Origin of the sequence: Cohnella thermotolerans DSM 17683, from assembly GCF_000429825.1 — a bacterium.
GTDB lineage: Bacteria > Bacillota > Bacilli > Paenibacillales > Paenibacillaceae > Cohnella > Cohnella thermotolerans.
The window spans coordinates 1-1,791 of sequence record NZ_AUCP01000139.1 but is presented as its reverse complement, the minus strand read 5'-3'; the positions used below and the strand labels follow the sequence as shown (position 1 = coordinate 1,791).

Annotated in this window: 2 protein-coding genes; one reads left to right on the top strand and one right to left on the bottom strand. The window is 56.8% G+C overall.

Going from position 1 to position 1,791, the window contains the following annotated elements; translation table 11 throughout:
• Positions 1-198: 198 nt before the first annotated feature.
• Positions 199-1,170 carry an L-lactate dehydrogenase gene (locus tag G485_RS0117445; RefSeq protein WP_027093555.1) on the top strand — a complete coding sequence of 324 codons (972 nt, stop codon included), beginning with the start codon at positions 199-201 and terminating at the stop codon, positions 1,168-1,170.
• On the opposite strand, the gene G485_RS0117440 is transcribed toward G485_RS0117445, so the two are convergent.
• Positions 1,167-1,667, bottom strand: a complete 501-nt coding sequence (locus G485_RS0117440) for a nucleotidyltransferase family protein (protein WP_240489195.1) — start codon at positions 1,665-1,667, stop codon at positions 1,167-1,169. The genes G485_RS0117445 and G485_RS0117440 overlap by 4 nt on opposite strands.
• Positions 1,668-1,791: the final 124 nt, after the last annotated feature.

Sequence of the window (1,791 nt, the reverse complement as noted above, 5' to 3'; positions counted from 1 at the left end):
CCCACGATGGCAAGCAAATCGCATCCTAACCACCGGAAGGAGGACATAACTTATTTCTCGAAAAATCGTGTCTTGACATTGGGGAGCATTACACTTTGGCCGACATTCGGCGAAATGAGCGAAAGTAGCTCAGAACCTGAGCCGCTTTGGCCGACATTCGGCGGAATGGGCGGCATCAGGACAACGGAGGAGATGCGAATGGCCAAAAAAACGCGCAAAGTTGCCATCGTCGGCGTCGGACTGGTCGGTTCGAGCTGCGCCTATTCGCTCGTCAACCAATCGATATGCGACGAGATCTTGCTCGTCGACCGGACCCCGGAACGCGCCTATGCGCAAGCGTTGGATTTATCCCACTGCATGGATTTCACGTTCACCCGAACCAAAATCTTCACCGGCGAACCCGAGCATTGCGGAGACGCCGACATCGTCGTTCTCTCCGCGGGAGCCAATCCGATTCCCGGCGGTACGCGGCTGGACTTGCTGGAGAGCTCCTTCGCCATCTACCGGGAGCTCGTTCCGCGGATCATGGCCGGCGGCTTCGACGGGATTTTCGTAGCTGCGGCTAACCCCGTCGACGTGGTCACCTACATGGTGTGGCGCTTATCCGGACTTCCGCGCAACCGTGTCATCGGCTCGGGCACATCGATCGATTCGTCCCGGTTGAAGACGCTGCTATGCGAATATTTGCCCGTAGACCCGCGAAGTGTCAGCGGCTACGTGCTGGGCGAGCACGGAGAGTCGCAATTTCCCGCCTGGTCCCACGTCACCGTGGGCGGCAAGCCGATTCTCGACATCCTTGCCCAGCACCCGGCGAGATTTGCCGGTCTGAAGCTGGACGAAATCGAGGCCAAAACGCGCGACGCCGGCTGGGAGATTCTTCAGCGTAAAGGATCTACGCACTATGGCATCGCGAACGCTATCGCCCATATCGTCCGCTCCATCCTGAACGACGATCACAAGATCACCGCCGTATCGGCGATTTTGCAGGGCGAATACGGCGAGACAGACGTCTGTGCCGGCGTTCCAGCGATTCTCTCGCGCTCGGGCATCACCGAGCTTGTGGAGCTCAATCTGACACAGAACGAGCAGGAACGGTTCCATCGCTCCTGCTCCGTCATTCGCCATGCCGCTTCGGCCCTCGTTTTCGGAGGAGGCGACGCCCGCCCCTAATCCACAACTAGACGCAATTGCGGCCATATGTCCAGCCATCCTTTGCTCCGCACTCTTCGCAAAAATGCCGCTTTATCCGCGAAATAAGGACTTCTTCGCACCGCCAAGCCGAACAGATCGTCCATCCCGTGCGGCGCAACGGCTTGCAATTTGCCATTGTCATCGAGGCTGATGCCGACGGCGGTCGCCGTTTCCGGCCATCGCCGCATCGCATCTTCAACGGAGCGGTACGGCGTTTCCCCATTGCGAATGTGCATGCGAGCCTGGTTTTTGAACGACCAATTATATTCGGCAAGCCGGCTTTTCAATAAAAATTCGCAGCGTTTCTCCGTCTCTTCGCTCGGATCGCCCGGGTCGAAGTAAACAACGTCGACGTCGTTGAGCGGCGTTCGGTTGGCGTAACCGTGCAGGACGTCCCAAACGCAGTTGCGGACATAGCCTGCAGCGATGCACCAGTGCGGCAACCGCAATTCCCTTACAAGCTTCAGATCTCGCATCAAATATTCGCGCGCCGTCATCATTTCGATTCGCTGTTTTCGTATAGATTGTTGCTTTCTTGACCATGATATAAAAAGGTTGATATAATGCCATTTATGGAGGCGTTCGGATATGTGGTTAGAT

What these genes read in the sequence shown, in the direction of transcription:
- G485_RS0117440 (WP_240489195.1), bottom strand. Translation starts at nt 1,667, where the DNA reads ATGCGAGATCTGAAGCTTGTAAGGGAATTGCGGTTGCCGCACTGGTGC.
- G485_RS0117445 (WP_027093555.1), top strand. Translation starts at nt 199, where the DNA reads ATGGCCAAAAAAACGCGCAAAGTTGCCATCGTCGGCGTCGGACTGGTC.